The organism is Allobosea sp. GW823-FHT01F03 (assembly GCF_058798075.1).
Genome location: NZ_CM179505.1, coordinates 3,309,959 through 3,327,318, shown reverse-complemented (window position 1 = coordinate 3,327,318; position 17,360 = coordinate 3,309,959). Strand labels below are relative to the sequence as shown.

The following is a 17,360-nucleotide window of genomic DNA, read 5'->3' as shown; positions in this document are numbered from 1 at the left end:
ACGGCGGCCGAACGGACGCGCGGCGATCTAGCTGCGGTTCCGCCTTCAGCGCCAAGCCGTCGCCGGGTGGAGCTCGGCCCGGTCGCGGCCGAGGCGTTTGGAGCGATAGAGCGCTTCGTCGGCCTGCTCCAGCAGAGCCTGCAGGCGATTCTCCGCTGCGTTTCCTTCGGCGATGCCGATGCTGAGCGTCGGCTTCACCCTGGCCTTGCCCCAGGCCTTCAGGGCCCGGTCGAAGGCGTCGCGGATGCGATTGGCGACGCCGATCGCCTCGGCCGCGGTCAGATGCGGGAGCACGACGACGAATTCATCGCCGCCATGCCGCGCCAGAATATCGCTCGCCCGCAGTTCGCTGCGCGCTGCATCGGCGAAGATCAGCAGGATCTGGTCGCCTGCGGCGTGGCCATGGGTGTCGTTGAGCCGCTTGAAATGGTCGATATCGATGAGCAGGACCGCGAATCTGTGCGGCCGCTTGGCTGCCTCCGCCGTCAGTTCCTCGATCGAATGCTCCAGCCCGTTTCGATTCAGGGTGCCGGTCAGTGCGTCCTGCTGCGCGAGCGAGACGAGAGCGTTGCGATGGCGCTCGGTGACCAGCAGCAGGAGGGCACAGCCGCGCAGCAGCAGGAAGGCGGTGCCGGTGACCGCCAGCCAAGGCTGTGCGGCGTTGGGCGTGAAGAGTTCGGGGCCGAGCTGGCCGGAAGCGGCAAGATAGCCATTGAGGGCAAAGACCGGCACCGTCGGCGCAAACAGGCCGACGAGGATCGCACCGGAGATCAGCCGCTCGCGCCGCAACAGATTGAGGCCTTCTCGCACCACGGCCGCGTCGCAGCAGGCCGCGAGTACCGACATCAGGATGACGCGATTGGCAAAGCCTTCCGGCCCGCTCCAAAGCAGCAGCAGGATCCCGGCGACCGCGACGGCGCCGAAATAGACTGGCAGGCGGGGCGGGCGCCTCGCGAAATCCCTGATGCTGTAGAGCGTCAGCAGATAGCCGGTCCAGCTGGTGAGATTCGCGAGTGGGATCGAGACCGGATCTGGAAGCGAGCCGCGCAGCGCGATCCCGACCACGCCGATTCCGACCAGCAGATTGCTCAAGCCCCACCAGAGCGGCCAGCGCTCGAAGCGCCCGGTGGCGAAGGCGAGCAGTTGCACGAAACCAAGGAGAGTGCAGGTGATCGCGCCTGCCAGATAAATCGTCCTCAGGTCTAGAACCACGCGTCCAGGTCCATCTCTGCTGCCTGCGGACTCCCTAGCCTAGCCGAGTGAATCCTTGGTTCACGCGGCGTCAGCGAACAGCAATCCGCCGGGGCAGTCCGGTGGTGCTCTCGCTGCCGCCCGATGAGCGCGCGGCAGCCCGCCTGCGGACAATGGCGCGGTCGATCATTGTCGAGCTTTAATCCGTTTATAAATAAAATCAATAATATCAATATATTGATAGAGCGCGTTTATTGTTCAGTTTATCGTCCGGCTTCCTGTAAACGGTCGGCTGAGCCCCTTGTTTCTGTCTCTTTTTAGATGTCGACCGAGCCGTTCCGGCTTGGCTGCGCCTTGCAATTGCGCGGAGTCCGCTGTAAGGCGCAGGCCATTCCACATGGGGAGCATCACCTCGGCATCCGAGGCGTTCCGGTGACCGGCCAGCCCATGGCCGGCTCATTCGCTCCCCAGAGGCTCAACCGGAAGGACAAGACACCATGGCTCTGCCCGATTTCTCCATGCGCCAGCTGCTCGAGGCCGGCGCTCACTTCGGCCACCAGGCTCACCGCTGGAACCCGAAGATGTCGCCCTATATCTACGGGACGCGCAACAACATCCACATTCTCGACCTGTCGCAGTCGGTGCCGATGCTCTCGCGCGCCCTCCAGGCGGTCAGCGACACTGTCGCGCGTGGTGGTCGCGTGCTTTTCGTCGGCACCAAGCGCCAGGCCCAGGACGCCATTGCCGACGCCGCCAAGCGTTCGGCCCAGTACTATGTCAACTCCCGCTGGCTCGGCGGCATGCTGACCAACTGGAAGACCATTTCGGCCTCGATCCAGCGCCTGCGCAAGGTCGACGAGCTGCTGAACGGCAGCGGCACCGGTCTGACCAAGAAGGAGCGCCTGATGCTGGCTCGCGAGCGTGACAAGCTCGAGAAGGCGCTCGGCGGCATCAAGGACATGGGCGGCACGCCCGACATGATCTTCGTGATCGACACCAACAAGGAGCAGCTGGCGATCAAGGAGGCTCAGCGCCTCGGCATCCCGGTCGCCGCCATCGTCGATTCGAACTCCGATCCGGACGGCATCACCTTCCCGGTTCCGGCCAATGACGACGCCGGCCGCGCCATCCAGCTCTATTGCGACCTGATCGCCCGTTCGGCCATCGACGGCATCTCGCGCGCCTCGGGCGACCACGGCATCGACCTCGGCGCCGCCGAGGCTCCGATCGTCGAGACCGCTCTCGCCGATTCGGCCGTCGACGCCGCCCCGGCTTTCGAGCTGCTGACCGCGCCGCGCGGCGCTCCGGACGATTTCATGAAGCTCTCGGGCATGGGCCCGGAGATCGTGCAGAAGCTCAATGATGGCGGCATCTTCCACTTCTGGCAGCTCGCTGCCATGAGCCCGGCCGATGTCAGCAAGGTCGATCACGATCTGAAGCTCGCCGGCCGCATCGAGAGCCAGGGCTGGGTTGCCCAGGCGCGCGATCTCGCGGACGCCTGATTTTTCGGGATGGCGGCGCGTCATCGGCGCGTCGCACTTCCACACTGACTAGAGCCGAAGCAGCGCCGGCGGCCGGAAACGGAGCGTCGGCGTTTGCCGATCGGAACCAGAACCAGAATTGCGGCACGCCATCGGGCGACGCCGCCAAGACAGCAAGGACGACGCAAATGGCTGCGATCACCGCCGGCATGGTGAAGGAACTCCGCGACAAGACGGGCGCGGGCATGATGGACTGCAAGGCCGCGCTCTCGGCCACCGACGGCAATATGGAAGCCGCCATCGACTGGCTGCGCGCCAAGGGCCTGTCCAAGGCCGCCAAGAAGGCCGGCCGCGTTGCCGCCGAGGGTCTCGTCGCCGTCGTCGTGCGCGGCACCAGCGGCGTCGTGGTCGAGGTCAACTCGGAGACCGACTTCGTCGCCCGCAACCTCGAATTCCAGGCGCTGGCCCGCACCATCGCCGATGTCGCGCTCGAGCGCGGCGGCGATGTCGAGGCACTGGCCGGCCATCACTATCCGGGCGGCGGCACGGTCGCCGACGCGATCGCCAACGCCATCGCCACCATCGGCGAGAACATGACGCTGCGCCGTGTCGCTCAGGTCTCGGTTTCGGCCGGCACCATCGGTTCCTATGTCCATGGCGCGGTCACCGACGGTCTCGGCAAGATCGGCGTCATCGTCGGTCTGGAAACTTCGGGCCAGGGCGACGATCTTGCCGCGCTCGGCCGCCAGGTCGCCATGCACATCGCCGCCAGCAACCCGGTCGCGCTCGACCTCGCCTCGGTCGACCCCGCCGTGCTGGAGCGCGAGAAGGGCATCCTGGCCGAGAAGAACGCCGGCAAGCCCGAGCACGTCCTCGCCAAGATCGTCGAGAGCGGCATGAAGAGCTACGCCAAGGAATACTGCCTGCTCGAGCAGGCCTATATCCATGACGGCTCCAAGTCGGTCGCCCAGGCGCTCAAGGAGGCCGAGGGCAAGGTCGGCGGTCCGATCAAGATCACCGGCTTCGCGCGTTTCGCGCTCGGCGAGGGCATCGAGAAGGAAGAGCAGGACTTCGCGGCCGAGGTCGCCGCCGCCGGCGGCACCGCCGGCTGAAAACCCGGTTGATAGAGAACAGAAAGGCCGCGCCTTGCGCGGCCTTTTTTGCAAGAAGCTGAGATCGCTCCGAATCCGAGAGTGGCAGCACGAAACGGAGAGCCCCGATGAGACCTAAACGCGTGCTTGTGAAGCTCTCGGGCGAAGCCCTGGCCGGCGCGACCGGAAATGGCCTCGACGGCGCGACGCTGACCGCGCTGGCGGCGGATATCTCGGCTGCGGCGCGCGAAGGTGTCGAGATCGGCATCGTCGTCGGCGGCGGCAATTTCTTCCGCGGCGTCCAGGGGCTGAACAAGGGCCTCGACCGCACCAGCGCCGACTCGATCGGCATGCTCGGTACGGTGATGAACGCGCTCGCGCTCGAACATGCGATCGAGACGGCCGGCGCGCCGGCCCGCGCCATGTCGGCGGTGCCGATGCCCTCGCTTTGCGAGAGCTATGCGCGCAAGCGGGCGCTCGACCATCTCAGCAATGGCAAGGTCGTGATTCTCGGCGGCGGTACCGGAAATCCCTATTTCACCACCGATACCGGCGCGGCGCTGCGCGCGGCCGAGCTCGATTGCAGCCATCTGCTGAAGGCGACGCAGGTCGACGGCGTCTACACCGCCGATCCGAAGACGGATCCGAATGCCGTGCGCTTCGATCGGCTGACCCATGTCGAGGCGATCACGCGCGACCTGAAGGTGATGGACACCGCCGCCTTCGCGCTCGCCCGCGATGCCGGGCTGACCATCGTCGTCTTCTCGATCGCCGAGCCCGGCATGCTGGCCGCGGTGCTGCGCGGTGAGGGCAGGGCGACCTACGTCACCCCCTGATCGCGCAGATATAGCGAGCGCGCCTCAGTAGTTCGGCCACAGGCCGGGCGTCGCCAGCTCGAGCATATGGCCGTCGGGATCGCGGAAATAGAGGCTCTTGCCACCGCGCTCCCAGCTCATCCGCCCTTCGATCGCAATCCCCTGCTGCTGCAGTCGCTCGTCCCAGAGGGCGAGTTCGGTGACCTCTACAGCGAAGCAGATATGCAGGGGGCCGTGCCCGTCATGCGGCGGGATGCTTCCCCCGGCGGAGGATTGCGTTCTGAGCGACTGGCCGCGCAGGAACAGCAGCAGCACGCTTTGGCCGCCGACGTCATAGGCGCACAAGGTGCCCGTCTCGAGCATCGGTGCCAGGCCGAGCTTGCCTTCATAGAAGTCACGGGCGCGTCCGAGGTCGTCGACATAGAGCGCGGTTTCGATGATGCGGCTGAGGCGGGGCACGGGCTCGCTCCTCGGTGGTTCGCGACAAAAGGGCCGATGGACTAGCGCTGCTGTCCAGATCGGCTATGAAGCAAAGGGCGGCTTGCTTGCCGCCGCAAGGCTTCGCGGGCGGGTGCAGTACCGGCCTTGGCGAGGCTCCTGTCCAGTTTGCTCCGGCAAGATGCCGCCGAGGCACGAAATCCTTGACCCTGTGCGAGCCGCTCGCCATGGTCGCGCGCATTTCCGGTTCGGTCCTTTGCCGGGTTTCGACAAGGTTTTTGAAGACGATGGCCCAAACCACTTTCGATCTCGCCGATCTGAACCGCCGCATGGACGGCGCCGTCCAGTCCTTCAAGAGCGATCTCGCTTCGCTGCGCACCGGTCGCGCTTCGGCCAATGTGCTCGATCCGATCACGGTCGAGGCTTACGGCGCGCGTACGCCGCTGAGCCAGCTCGCCACCGTCAGCGTGCCGGAGGCGCGCCTGCTTTCCGTGCAGGTCTGGGATCGCAGTATGGTCCAGGCGGTGGAGAAGGCGATCCGGGAATCCGATCTCGGGCTCAACCCGCAGACGGAAGGACAGGTGTTGCGCATCCGCATCCCTGAATTGAACGAGCAGCGCCGCAAGGAGATGGTCAAGGTCGCGCATAAATATGCCGAAGAGGCCAAGATCGCCGTCCGCCATGTCCGCCGCGACGGAATCGATCTGCTCAAGAAGCTCGAAAAGGACGGTCACCTGCCCAAGGACGACGTGACGCGCCAGTCCGACCAGGTGCAGAAGGCGACCGACAAGCATATCGGCGAGATCGATCAGGCGCTGGCGTCGAAGGAAAAGGAAATCCTGCAGGTCTGAGTTTCGGCGCAGGGCGGCAATCATCGACGGACGGGCACGGCCCGAAGAGGCATAGGAATGTCAGACGGCCCGCGCCCGCTATCGCCCGGCATCGAATCAGCCCCGGCCCATGTCGCGATCATCATGGACGGCAATGGGCGCTGGGCGCAGATGCGTGGCCTGCCGCGGCAGGAAGGCCACCGCCGCGGGCTCGAGGCCTTGCGGCGCACCGTCCGCAATGCCGGCGATCTCGGGATCCGGGTCCTCACCCTCTATTCGTTCTCGACCGAGAATTGGCGCAGGCCGAAGGCGGAGGTGTCCTTCCTGCTCGGCCTGCTTCGCCGCTTCGTCGAGAACGATCTCGCCGAGCTGCATGAGGCCGGCGTACGTGTCCGCATCATCGGCAGCCGGGCCGATCTCGCGCCGGATCTGCGCCTGCTGATCGAGCGTGCCGAGAGCATGACCGCCGGCAATCAGGGGCTGACCCTGGTGGTCGCCTTCAACTACGGCTCACGCGACGAGCTTGCCCGCGCCGCCCGCGCGCTCGCCGCCGATGCCGCCGCCGGCCGGCTGGACCCGCAAGCGATCGACGAGGACATGCTGGCCGCCAGGCTCGACACCGCCGGCTTGCCCGAGCCGGATCTGGTGATCAGGACGTCCGGCGAGACGCGCATCTCGAATTTTCTGCTCTGGCAGGCGGCCTATGCCGAGTTCGTCTTCACCCCGGTGCTCTGGCCGGATTTCGACCGCAAGGCCCTCGAGGAGGCCGTGGCCGAGTTCCACCGCCGTGAACGTCGCTTCGGTGGCGTCACCGAGCCGACCGCCTGCAATGTGGGGGTCGCGTGAGTGAGCGCTCCGGCGACACCGTGAAGGGCGTCGCGTCCGAGCTGCGCCTGCGCGTACTGTCCGCGCTGGTGCTGGCCGCCATCGTCTTGTCGGTGACGCTGCTGGGCGGGCCGGTCTTTCGCCTCGTCTGGGTGCTGGTCGCCGGCGTGATCGCCTATGAATGGCTTGCCATCGTCGGTGCGCGCAATCCGATCGCCGGCGGCGTCGGCGTGGTGCTCGCCGGTTTCGCGCTCGGCTTCGCGCCGCTGAGCGATCCGGCCCTGGCGGGCGTCTCGGCGGTGCTGGCGTTTGCCGGGGCGGTCACGACCACGCGCGTCGAGGATCGGCGTGCGCTGGAGGCCTGCGGCGTCGCCTATGCGCTGTGCTTTGCCCTGGTGACGCCGGCGCTGCGCCAGGTGCCGGAAATCGGGCTGTTCCTGATCGGCTGGACCTTCGCCGTGGTCTGGTTCACCGATATCGCCGCCTATTTCACCGGCCGGGCCCTTGGCGGCCCGAAATTGATGCCCAGCGTCAGTCCGAAGAAGACCTGGTCGGGTGCGCTCGGCGGCGCGCTAGCCGGCACGGCCGGAGGCATGGCGGTGTGGGCTTTGATGCCGGCGACGGCCGGTCTGGGCTTCGGCGTCGTTCTGGCGATTTCGCTGGCCGCTTCTGTCGTCAGCCAGGCCGGCGACCTGTTCGAATCGGCGATCAAGCGGCGCTTCGGTACCAAGGATTCGAGCCGGCTGATCCCGGGTCATGGTGGGTTCCTCGACCGCCTCGACGGCTATTGGGCGGTGCTGGTCTTCGCGGGCATGCTGCTTTATCTGGCCCGCCTGGGGCACTGATCGCCATGCGCCGTCACGTCACCATTCTCGGAGCGACCGGCTCCGTCGGCCGTTCGGCCCGCGAGGTCATCGCCGAGAATCCGGAACGTCTTGCTGTTGCCGGGGTGGTCTCCGGCCGCGACGTCGCCGGTCTTGCCCGGGTCGCGCGCGAAAGCGGCGCAAGCTTCGCCGCCATCGCCGATGAGAGCCGGGCCGGGGAACTGCGCGATGCGCTCGCCGGCAGCGGCATCCGCCATGGCGCGGGGCGCTCGGCGGTGCTCGATGCGGTCGCGCTCGATAGCGATATCGTCGTCAGCGCGATCTCGGGAGCAGCCGGCCTCGAGGCGACCTTCGCCTCGCTTCTGCCCGGACGCCTGGTGGCGCTGGCCAACAAGGAGAGCCTGGTCTGCGCGGGCGCGGCGGTGATGGCGCAGGCGTCCAGGCTCGGAGCGCGGATCCTGCCGCTCGATTCCGAGCACAACGCCCTGTTTCAGGTGCTCGGCGATGAACCGATATCGGCTGTCCGCTCGATGACCCTGACCGCGTCGGGTGGGCCTTTCCGGACCTGGTCGGCCGAGCGGATCGCGGCAGCGACCCCGGAGCAGGCGCTCGCTCATCCGAATTATGCGATGGGCGCCAAGATCACGATCGATTCCGCCAGCATGATGAACAAGGGGCTCGAACTGATCGAGGCCCGCTTCCTGTTCGGGCTCGGCGCCGATCAGGTCGATGTCCTGGTCCACCCGCAGCAGATCGTGCACGGGCTGGTGAACTTCCGCGATGGCTCGGTGAGCGCCGGCATGGCCATTCCCGACATGCGCGTCGCCGCGGCCCATTGTCTCGGTGTCGACGACCGGCTCCATGCGCCCGCAGATCGCTTTCTCGATCTCGCGAACTGTGCACCGCTTGCCTTCGAACGCCCTGATCTCGCCCGCTTTCCCGCGCTTGCTCTCGCCATGGCAGCCTTGGCGCAAGGCGGCGCCGCGCCGGCGGTTCTGAACGCTGCGAACGAGGTCGCGGTGGCGGCGTTTCTGGCGCGGCAGCTTCCGTTCTGGGCGATTCCGGCCTTGGTCGAAGCCGTCTGCGAGCACGCCGGCGGTGCGCGGTGCGCGGCTCCGGAGAGCGTCGCCGCCGCGCTCGATATTGACCAAGAAGCCAGAATCCGGGCGCGGGCGCTCTTGTCGGAGGGCCGCTTCGCTGTCACCTAATGACGGCAAGTCGGGAGAGTTTTATGGATATTCTGGGATCGGTCTGGCACGCGGGGGGCTTTCTGCTCGGCTACCTCGTGCCCTTCCTGTTCGTCCTGACCATCGTCGTGTTCGTCCATGAGCTCGGCCATTTCCTGGTCGGTCGCTGGTGTGGCGTCGACGTCAAGACCTTCTCGATCGGCTTCGGGAGGGAGCTCTTCGGCTTCAATGACCGCCATGGCACGCGCTGGCGCTTCGCGCTGATCCCGCTCGGCGGCTACGTCAAGTTCTCGGGCGATGCCGATGCCTCGAGCGCGCCGGATGGCGAGGCGGTGGCCAGCATGAGCCCCGAGGAGCGCGCGCGCTCCTTCCCGGCGCAGTCGGTCGGCGAGCGCACGGCGATCGTCGCCGCCGGACCGATCGCGAATTTCCTGCTGGCGATCGCGATCTTCGCCGGTACCGCCTACAGCTTCGGCAAGCCCGTGCTGGCGCCGCGCGTCGATGTCATCACGCCGGGCGGAGCGGCGGAGCGCGCCGGAATCAAGGCCGGCGACCTCATCCGGAAGGTGGACGATCGCGAGATCAAAAGCTTCGCTGACCTGCAGCGCCTGATTTCCATCCGCCCGGGCGAGTCATTGCCTCTGACCCTCGAGCGGGACGGGGCGACCATGCTCCTGACCGTGACGCCTGATCTCGTCGAGACCGCCTCGGCCTTGGGCAAGCAGCGCCTCGGCATCATCGGCGTGCAGGCTTCGTCGAAGCCGGGCGACTGGACCACGCAGCATTTCACTCTGCTTGAATCGCTGAGGCTCGGGGTGAGCGAAACCTGGTTCGTGGTCGAGCGGACCTATGACTACATCGCCAAGCTCATCAAGGGTAAGGAGTCGACCGACCAGCTTTCCGGACCGATCCGGATCGCCCAGGTTTCCGGAATGGTCGCATCGAGCGGTGGCCTGCTCGCCCTGATCAACCTGGCCGCGATTCTCTCGGTCTCGATCGGATTGATGAACCTGTTTCCGGTGCCGATGTTGGATGGCGGCCATCTGATGTTCTACGCGGTCGAGGCCGCACGCGGCCGGCCTTTGAGCGAAAGGGCGCAGGAGATCGGCTTCCGGGTCGGCCTCGGCCTGGTGCTGATGCTGATGCTGTTCGTGACCTGGAACGACCTCGTCCACGTCCGCTCGCTGCTCTGAGCGGCGGCCGTTAACGGAACGCGCCGAATCCGACCTTTCCGGTTGTGATATCCCTGCCACGCTGCCGCGCCGGATTATGGCATTTTCTAGCCGTTTCCGGTCGTGGGGCCCGATTTTCCCGGGGGCTGCGCGTGACCTGACGGCAACGAACGGCGTAAAAACACTTTGTTAACGACAATGCTGGTTTGCGTCCCGCGGGAAACTTTGTAGAAGCGTTTGGTCTTCAATGTCGCCTCGCTCCCGTTGTTCGCGGGGGTCCCCTTGCGGGGGTGGGTGACCCAAGAATGGAATAGGCGACCCGATGACGTCGACGCTTCAGAGCCGGTCCTTGAGAATGCGGCTCTCTCGATCAGTCGGACTTTCGGCCTTTATGCTGGCCGTAAGCGGTGGCGTGGTGTTTGCGCAGGCCGTGATTGTCCAAGGAAACAGGCGCGTCGATGCGGAGACGATCCGCTCCTACGTGACCGCGCAGGGTTCCGGGAACCCGGCGGAGATTCGTCAGAATCTCCTCTCCACCGGACTCTTCTCCAATGTTCAGGTCAGCCGCCGCGGCTCGCAGACCGTCGTCTCCGTCCAGGAAAACGACTCGATCAACCGCGTCGCCTTCGAGGGTAACCGTCGCCTGAAGAGCGATGTCCTGCTCGGCCAGGTCCAGTCCAAGGCCAATGGCCCGATGAGCCAGGCGCTGATCGACGCCGACGTCGAGCGCCTCAAGGAAGTCTACCGTCGTGCCGGCTATGGCTCCGCGACCATTTCCGGCCGCATCCAGCCGCTGCCGAACGGCCGTTCGGACGTCGTTTTCACCATCGTCGAGAGCGGCAAGACCGGCATCAAGGAGATCAATTTCTCCGGCAACGGCGTGTATTCGTCGTCGCGCCTGCGCAATCTGATGACCTCGACGGAATCCAATTTCCTCAGCTTCATCAAGACTTCGGACGTTTATGATCCGGACCGGGTCGCCGCCGACCTCGAATTGATCCGCCGCTACTACCTGAAGAACGGCTATGCCGATTTCAGGATCGTGGCGAACGATGCGCGCTTCGACGACGCCAAGGGCGGCTGGGTGATCGACATCACCGTCGACGAGGGGCAGCAGTACCGCGTCGGCAACGTCTCGGTGGATTCCCATCTGCGTGACGTCGATCCGGCTGCGCTGCAGCGGCTGGTCAGCACCTCGTCCGGCGATACCTACAATGCCGAGGCGGTCGAGCGTTCGCTGGTCAACCTGACGACCGAGGTTTCGCGCCGCGGTTACGCCTTTGCCCAGGTTCGTCCGCGTGGCGAGCGGGATGCCAACGGCCAGCTGATCGGCATCACCTATGTCGTCGAAGAAGGTCCGCGCGTCTATGTCGAGCGGATCAACGTGCGCGGCAACACCCGGACCCGCGACTATGTCGTGCGCCGCGAGCTCGATCTCGGCGAAGGCGACGCCTACAACAAGGTCTTCATCGACCGCGCCGAGCGTCGTCTCAACAATCTCGGCTTCTTCAACAAGGTCCGTATCACCAACGAGCCGGGCAGCGCGCCCGATCGCGTGGTCGTCAACATCGACGTCGAGGACAAGGCGACCGGCTCGTTCTCGATCGCCGGCGGCTATTCGACCTCGGACGGCATGATCGGCGAGGTCTCGCTGTCGGAATCGAACTTCCTCGGCCGTGGCCAGTATGTCCGTATCGCCGGCACCATGGGCCAGCGGACGCAGGGCATCGATTTCTCGTTCACCGAGCCCTATTTCCTCGGCCGCCGCATCGCGGCGGGCTTCGATCTGTTCTCGAAGTTCAACGACAACTACAATATCGGCCGTTTCGAGAGCCGTGTGACGGGCGGGCAGGTGCGCTTCTCCTTCCCGATCACGGAGGAGTTCTCGATCACGCCGCGCTACTCGATCTATACGACCGAGATCAAGATTCCGAACACGGCCAGCCGTCCCTACAACGACTGTACCTATCCGATCGACGGGATCACGCCCGGTACGCCGAGCGGCCCGACGGCCAACAACATCTATAACTGCTTGACCAATGGCGAAGCGTCGATCGCGGTGAAGGAAGCCGCCGGCACGACCCTGACCTCTCTGGTCGGCCTCAACTTCAACTATAACTCGCTCGACAACTATCAGAGCCCGCGCAACGGCTTCGTGGCCGAGATCAAGCCGGAATTCGCCGGTGTCGGCGGCGACTCGAAGTTCCTCCGCGTCAGCGCCGATGCGCGCTACTACAAGGAGTTCCTCGAGGACTTCGTCGGTATCGTGCGTGTCCAGGGCGGTCACGTCCAGGCGACCGGCGACAATCTGCGCATGATGGACCACTACTTCCTCGGTCCGTCGCTGGTGCGCGGCTTTGCGCCGTCGGGCATCGGTCCGCGCGACGTGCTCAACGACCCGACGGCCAACGCGCTCGGCGGCACCACCTATTTCGGTGGCTCGCTCGAGGTGCAGTTCCCGATCTTCGGCCTGCCGCGTGATCTTGGCCTGAAGGGCGCGGTCTTTGCCGATGCGGGTACGCTGTTCGATTATGATGGCGGCTCGAAGGGGATCACCAACCCGGGCTTCCTCGGTTGCCCGAACGGATCCGAGGCGCGGCAGTTCAACGTCGTGACCAACTCGGCCTATCAGAACAACGTGGCCTGCGTGCGCGACAAGAACGTGATCCGCTCCTCGGTCGGCGTCAGCTTGCTCTGGCAGTCGCCGCTGGGTCCGATCCGCTTCGACTACGCCTACGCCTTGTCGAAGGATGACGGCCAGTGGGGCACCAACCCCATCACCGGCATCTCCGGCAAATATGGTGGCGACCGTCTGCAGGCCTTCCGCTTCTCCGGCGGCGCCCGCTTCTGACATCCCCCGGCAGGGCGCCTCGCGCGCCCTGCGACGGACCATCTCATGGCAGATCCCAGTTTCTTTCCCGTGGCGACCTCGTTGTCCTTCAACGAGGTCGCTTCGCTTTGCGGCGTCAACCTGCCCGAAGGGGCCGACCCGGCGCGACGCATCGAGGGGGCGGCCCCGCTCGAGACGGCCGGCGCCAGCGATGCCGCCTATATGGACAACCCGAAATATGTCGCGGCGCTCGCCAGCACCTCGGCCGGGATCTGCTTCGTCTCGCCGCGCTTCGCCGATCGCGTGCCGGCCGGCACCGTAGCCTTGGTGACGCCGGCGCCCTATCACGCCTTCGCCAGGCTGCTCGCGACCTTCCATCCGCAGGCGCTGCGGCCGGGCTCGATGTTCGGCGCCGCCGGAGTCGCGCCGGGTGCATTCGTGCATGCCACGGCGCGGCTGGAGGCCAATGTCACCGTCGATCCCGGCGCCGTGATCGGGCCTGGTGCCGAGATCGGTGCCGGCAGTATCATCGGCCCTCACGCGGTGATCGGGGCGCAGGTCCGGATCGGCCGGGATTGCAGCATCGGTGCCGGTAGCAGCCTGCAATGCGCGCTCGTCGGCAACCGCGTCATCATTCATCCCGGGGCACGGATCGGCCAGGACGGTTTCGGCTTCGCCATGAGTCCGAAGGGGCACATGAAGGTGCCGCAGGTTGGCCGGGTCATCATCCAGGATGATGTCGAGATCGGCGCCAACAGCTGCATCGACCGTGGCGCCAGCCGCGACACCGTGATCGGCGAAGGCACCAAGATCGATAACCTCGTCCAGATCGGCCACAACTGCGTCATCGGCCGCCATTGCGTCATCGTCTCGCAGGTCGGCATCGCCGGCTCGAGCACGCTGGAGGATTTCGTCGTGCTGGGCGGGCAGGTCGGTCTTGCCGGCCATCTGACCGTCGGCATGGGCGCGCAGGTGGCGGCTCAGAGTGGCGTCGCGGGCGATGTTCCGCGCGGCGCGCGCTATGGCGGCTATCCGGCCCAGCCGGCTTTGAGCTGGGCGCGGGAATCGGCGCTGCTCAAGCAGCTCGTCGCCAAACGTGGCAAGACGACGGGCAGCGGCGAAAGCGATTGATCTGCGGCCGGCTTCCGGCAGTGCAGCTTTCATGGCACAGAATGAGCGACCGGGGCACGGCCCGTAGGCGCTTGGGGAGAAGTAACACGATGACGGAAGCGGCGAAATCGCTCGGCGTGGCCGATATCCAGAAGATCATGGCCTGCATTCCGCATCGCTATCCTTTTCTGCTGGTCGACCGTGTCATCGAGATGGATGGCGATGCTTCCGGCATCGGCATCAAGAACGTCACCGTCAACGAGCCTCAGTTCACTGGCCATTTTCCCGGCCGTCCCGTCTTTCCGGGCGTGCTGATGATCGAGGCCATGGCCCAGACCGCAGGTGTGCTGGTGGTCAGCTCGCGCGGCGAGGACGAGGCTGCGGTCTCGACCGTGCTTTTCACCACGATCGACAAGGTCAAGTTCCGCAAGCCCGTCGTTCCCGGCGACAGCCTGCGCTTCCACCTCACCAAGATCGCGCGCAAGCGCAATATCTGGTTCTATCGCGGCGAGGCCAAGGTCGACGGTGTGCTCGTCGCCGAGGCCGAACTCTCCGCCATGGTGATGTGAGACGCGACGCAGTCTGATCCGCGCCGCCGCTTTCGACCGAACCCAAGTTCACAGGTCCCTTTACATGAGTGCCACGATCCACCCGATGTCGGTCGTCGACCCCGCTGCACGGCTGGGCGAGGGCGTCATCGTCGGCCCGTTCTGCACCGTCGGCCCGCAGGTCACGCTCGAAGACGGGGTCGAGCTGATCAGCCATGTCGCGGTTGCGGGCGTCACCAGCATCGGCGCCCGCACCAAGGTCTATCCCTTCGCCTCGATCGGCCATCCGCCGCAGGATCTGAAGTACAAGGGTGAGCCATCGACCTTAACTATCGGCGCCGATTGCGTGATCCGCGAGGGTGTCACGATGAACCCCGGCACCGAGGGCGGTGGCATGAAGACCGTGATAGGCGATCGCGGCCTCTTCCTGGCCAATTCGCATGTCGGCCATGACTCGATCATCGGCAGCAACGTCATCTTCTCGAACAATGTGATGTGCGCCGGGCACGTCACGGTCGGCGATTTCGTCATCGTCAGCGGCGGCACCGGCCTGCATCAGTTCATCCGGGTCGGCGACCATGCCTTCATCGGCGGCGGCGCCGGGGTGATGCATGACGTCATCCCCTTCGGCATGGTGCGCGACAACCCGGCCCATCTGGCCGGTCTCAACCTGGTCGGCCTGAAGCGTCGCGGTTTCTCGCGCGAGCAGATCCATGAGCTGCGCCGCGCCTATCGCCTGCTGTTTGCCGATGAGGGCACCTTGTCGGAGCGGGTTGAGGACGTCGCCGGCGAGTTCGCCTCGCATCCGTTGATCCACGAGATCCTCGATTTCATCCGCAGCGGCGGCGAGCGGGCGATCTGCGTGCCGCACGACGTCAACGCACCGGACCGGTGACCCCGGGCTCGGCCGAAACGGCGGGTAGACGGGCCGGGCTGCGCCTGGCCATCCTGGCCGGTAGCGGCGAATACCCGCCCCATGTCGCCCGCAACGCGCTCGCGGCTGGGGCGGAGGTCTATGTCGCGGCGCTTTCGGGCGCGGCGAACATCGCCGATTTTCCCGGCTGCGAAGCGCAGGAATACCGGCTCGGCCAGCTCGGCCGCCTGCTCGGTGCGCTCAAGCGCCGCAACGTCACCGATATCGTGATGGTCGGGGCGTTGCCGCGACCGAGTTTCGGTGCGCTGGCGCCAGAGCTCTCGACCCTGAAATACCTGCCGCATTTCGCGCGCGCCTTCCAGGGCGGCGATGACCATCTGCTTCGGGGGGTCGTGAGTTTCTTCGAGGGGCAGGGGTTCCGGGTCGGGAGCCCGGCGGAGATGGCCCCGGAGATCGTCGCGCCGCTCGGCGCTCTCGGGCGGATCGTCCCGACACCAATTGCCCGCAGCGCCTTGCTACGCGGCTTCGACCTGCTGGCGGCATTGTCGCCCTTCGATATCGGCCAGGGCGCGGTCCTCGCCGATCATCGCGTGATCGCGGTCGAGGCGGCCGAGGGAACCGATGCCATGCTCGAGCGTGTCGCCGGACTGGTGAGGGCAGGGCGCCTCAAGCTGGCAAAGGGCGATGGTGTCCTCGTCAAGGCGCCGAAGCTCGGCCAGGATCTGCGCGTCGACATGCCCGCGATCGGCCCCGAGACCGTCGCGCGGCTCGCCGAGATCGGCCTCGCCGGAATTGCGGTGAAGGCCGGAGGTGTGCTCGTCGGCGATCGTGCCCGTCTGGCCGCGAGCGCCGATGCCGTGGGCATCTTCATCGAGGGCGTGCCTTGAGCACGCCGCCCTTCCGGCTTTTCGTCGTCGCTGGCGAGGCCTCTGGCGACGCGCTCGGTGCGCGTTTCGTGCAGCAGCTTCGCCACCGCCTTGCAGGGCGCCCGCTCGAGCTGCGCGGCGTCGGAGGCGAGGTTCTGGCGGCGGAAGGCTTGGCGAGCATCTTCCCCCAGGAGGACATCGCGGTGATGGGCTTCGGCCCGGTCGTTGCCCGCCTGCCATTGCTGCTGCGTCGCATCTCTGACGCGGCGCAGGCTGCTGCCGCCTTCGCGCCCGATCTGATGCTGACGATCGACGCGCCTGACTTCAGCCTGCGCGTCGACAAGAAGCTGCGCCGGCTCAATCCTGCCGTGCCGATCGCGCACTGGGTCTGCCCGAGCGTCTGGGCCTGGCGCCAGGGCCGGGCGCGGCGCATGCGCCCGCATGTCGACAGGATCCTGGCGCTCCTGCCCTTCGAGCCGGAGGCGCTTGCGCGTCTCGGCGGACCAGACACCGTCTATGTCGGGCATCCGCTGATCGAGCGGCTCGCGGAACTGCGCCCTGGGCCGGATGAGGCCAGGGTTCGGGCCGACGCGCAGGCGCCGCTTATCCTCGTCCTGCCGGGCAGCCGTGGCTCCGAGATCCGCCACCTCATGCCCGCCTTCGGCGAGACGATCGCGCGCATCGCCCGGGCATTGCCGCGGGCACGCTTCGTCTTGCCGGCCGTGCCGCGTCTGGTCGAAGCCATTACCGGGATCGTCGCAAGCTGGCCCGTGAAACCCGAGATCGTGACGGGGGAGGCGGCCAAGCTCGCGGCCTTCCGTCAGGCGCGCGCGGCACTCGCCGCCTCCGGAACGGTGACGCTCGAGCTCGCCCTGGCGCAGGTGCCGACCGTCGCCGCCTATCGTGGTGCCGGCTGGGAGGCGGCGCTGGCCCGCCGCCTGATCAAGCTGCCGACGGTCATCCTGCCGAACCTCATTCTCGGCGAGAACGTCGTTCCCGAGTTCATCCAGGACGATGTGACGCCGGACGCGCTGGCCCTGGCTCTCACCGCGGTGATCGGCGACGGTGCGGCGCGCGACCGCCAGCTCGACGGTTTCGCCGCGCTCGAGCACAGGATGCGCAGCGCCGGCCCGAGCCCGGCCGCCAATGCCGTCGATGCGGCGCTGGCGCTGCTGCGGCAGCAGCCGGCATCGTAGCGCGGGATCGCCGAATTCGCCGCGGATCGGCAGTCCGCGGCGGTCAAGCCCACTGCCGCGACGGCCATCATCGTGCCCGGAA

General features: G+C 66.5%; 16 protein-coding genes. 14 read left to right on the top strand and 2 right to left on the bottom strand.

The window, feature by feature from the left end:
* Positions 1-45: 45 nt before the first annotated feature.
* Positions 46-1,212, bottom strand: a complete 1,167-nt coding sequence (locus tag AC3RCC_RS15940; RefSeq protein ID WP_492255877.1) for a GGDEF domain-containing protein — start codon at positions 1,210-1,212, stop codon at positions 46-48.
* Between the two features lie 476 nt (positions 1,213-1,688).
* Between AC3RCC_RS15940 and AC3RCC_RS15935 the strand changes: the two genes are divergently transcribed.
* The 3 genes from AC3RCC_RS15935 (at position 1,689) to pyrH (ending at position 4,599) form a co-directional block, all read left to right on the top strand.
* Positions 1,689-2,693 carry a 30S ribosomal protein S2 gene (locus AC3RCC_RS15935; protein WP_291641993.1) on the top strand — a complete coding sequence of 335 codons (1,005 nt, stop codon included), beginning with the start codon at positions 1,689-1,691 and terminating at the stop codon, positions 2,691-2,693.
* 167 nt (positions 2,694-2,860) lie between these two features.
* The gene (tsf, locus tag AC3RCC_RS15930; protein WP_492255876.1) at positions 2,861-3,784 is read left to right on the top strand and encodes a translation elongation factor Ts; all 924 of its coding nucleotides are present in this window, start codon (positions 2,861-2,863) and stop codon (positions 3,782-3,784) included.
* 107 nt (positions 3,785-3,891) lie between these two features.
* Complete coding sequence (gene pyrH, locus AC3RCC_RS15925; protein WP_291641997.1) at positions 3,892-4,599, top strand: UMP kinase; 708 nt, start codon at positions 3,892-3,894, stop codon at positions 4,597-4,599.
* Positions 4,600-4,623: 24 nt separating this feature from the next.
* On the opposite strand, the gene AC3RCC_RS15920 is transcribed toward pyrH, so the two are convergent.
* Positions 4,624-5,037: a VOC family protein gene (locus AC3RCC_RS15920; protein ID WP_492255875.1), complete on the bottom strand. Its 414-nt coding sequence runs from the start codon at positions 5,035-5,037 to the stop codon at positions 4,624-4,626.
* Between the two features lie 266 nt (positions 5,038-5,303).
* Here AC3RCC_RS15920 and frr point away from each other — a divergent pair, with 266 nt between their 5' ends.
* The 11 genes from frr (at position 5,304) to lpxB (ending at position 17,278) form a co-directional block, all read left to right on the top strand.
* Positions 5,304-5,867, top strand: coding sequence for a ribosome recycling factor (frr, locus tag AC3RCC_RS15915; protein ID WP_291642002.1), 564 nt, complete (start codon positions 5,304-5,306; stop codon positions 5,865-5,867).
* Positions 5,868-5,924: 57 nt separating this feature from the next.
* A complete protein-coding gene (locus AC3RCC_RS15910; protein WP_492255874.1) occupies positions 5,925-6,692 on the top strand; it encodes an isoprenyl transferase in 768 nt (255 codons plus the stop codon).
* Positions 6,689-7,516, top strand: coding sequence for a phosphatidate cytidylyltransferase (locus AC3RCC_RS15905; RefSeq protein ID WP_492255873.1), 828 nt, complete (start codon positions 6,689-6,691; stop codon positions 7,514-7,516). Before AC3RCC_RS15910 ends, AC3RCC_RS15905 begins: the two co-directional genes overlap by 4 nt.
* 5 nt (positions 7,517-7,521) lie before the next feature.
* Complete coding sequence (dxr, locus tag AC3RCC_RS15900; RefSeq protein WP_492258792.1) at positions 7,522-8,703, top strand: 1-deoxy-D-xylulose-5-phosphate reductoisomerase; 1,182 nt, start codon at positions 7,522-7,524, stop codon at positions 8,701-8,703.
* Between the two features lie 23 nt (positions 8,704-8,726).
* Positions 8,727-9,875 (top strand): RIP metalloprotease RseP, encoded by a 1,149-nt coding sequence (rseP, locus tag AC3RCC_RS15895; RefSeq protein ID WP_492255872.1) that lies wholly within the window; start codon positions 8,727-8,729, stop codon positions 9,873-9,875.
* Between the two features lie 301 nt (positions 9,876-10,176).
* Positions 10,177-12,705: an outer membrane protein assembly factor BamA gene (gene bamA, locus AC3RCC_RS15890; RefSeq protein ID WP_492255871.1), complete on the top strand. Its 2,529-nt coding sequence runs from the start codon at positions 10,177-10,179 to the stop codon at positions 12,703-12,705.
* Between the two features lie 45 nt (positions 12,706-12,750).
* Positions 12,751-13,815, top strand: coding sequence for a UDP-3-O-(3-hydroxymyristoyl)glucosamine N-acyltransferase (gene lpxD / locus AC3RCC_RS15885; protein WP_291645355.1), 1,065 nt, complete (start codon positions 12,751-12,753; stop codon positions 13,813-13,815).
* 89 nt (positions 13,816-13,904) lie between these two features.
* Positions 13,905-14,363, top strand: a complete 459-nt coding sequence (gene fabZ, locus AC3RCC_RS15880) for a 3-hydroxyacyl-ACP dehydratase FabZ (RefSeq protein ID WP_291640535.1) — start codon at positions 13,905-13,907, stop codon at positions 14,361-14,363.
* 64 nt (positions 14,364-14,427) lie between these two features.
* A complete protein-coding gene (lpxA, locus tag AC3RCC_RS15875) occupies positions 14,428-15,237 on the top strand; it encodes an acyl-ACP--UDP-N-acetylglucosamine O-acyltransferase (RefSeq protein ID WP_291640533.1) in 810 nt (269 codons plus the stop codon).
* Complete coding sequence (locus AC3RCC_RS15870; protein WP_492255870.1) at positions 15,234-16,103, top strand: LpxI family protein; 870 nt, start codon at positions 15,234-15,236, stop codon at positions 16,101-16,103. The genes lpxA and AC3RCC_RS15870 overlap by 4 nt, the downstream gene beginning before the upstream one ends.
* Positions 16,100-17,278, top strand: a complete 1,179-nt coding sequence (gene lpxB / locus AC3RCC_RS15865; RefSeq protein ID WP_492255869.1) for a lipid-A-disaccharide synthase — start codon at positions 16,100-16,102, stop codon at positions 17,276-17,278. Before AC3RCC_RS15870 ends, lpxB begins: the two co-directional genes overlap by 4 nt.
* The last annotated feature ends 82 nt before the right edge of the window (positions 17,279-17,360 follow it).